This window comes from Acinetobacter sp. 12966 (assembly GCF_031196995.1).
GTDB lineage: Bacteria > Pseudomonadota > Gammaproteobacteria > Pseudomonadales > Moraxellaceae > Acinetobacter > Acinetobacter geminorum.
Genome location: NZ_JAVIMC010000050.1, coordinates 1 through 259, shown reverse-complemented (window position 1 = coordinate 259; position 259 = coordinate 1). Strand labels below are relative to the sequence as shown.

Below are 259 nucleotides of genomic sequence, written 5' to 3'. Positions count from 1 at the left end.
ATGAGTTTGACTACCTTATCATTCACAGTTGAGCATTGATTAAATGCTGCAAAACGCTTGAGTTCCTGATCTAATTCAAAAAAGAAATGCTCTTTATCTTTTACCGTTTTTTCTAAATGTAGACTAATCACTTCTAGTTCTTTTACTGTCCGGTGTGCTTTACAGTCGATTCGTCCTACTAACTCATTTTGATAAAGAATAGGCAAACAAAAATATCCAAATACCCGTTTGGCCGCTGGCACATAGCATTCGATCCGAT

Annotated in this window: 1 protein-coding gene; it reads right to left on the bottom strand. The window is 36.3% G+C overall.

Translation table 11 applies throughout. From position 1 onward, the window contains the following. The coding region (locus RFW85_RS06890; protein WP_309171288.1) for a DNA glycosylase AlkZ-like family protein at positions 1 to 259 on the bottom strand (259 nt) is incomplete at both ends.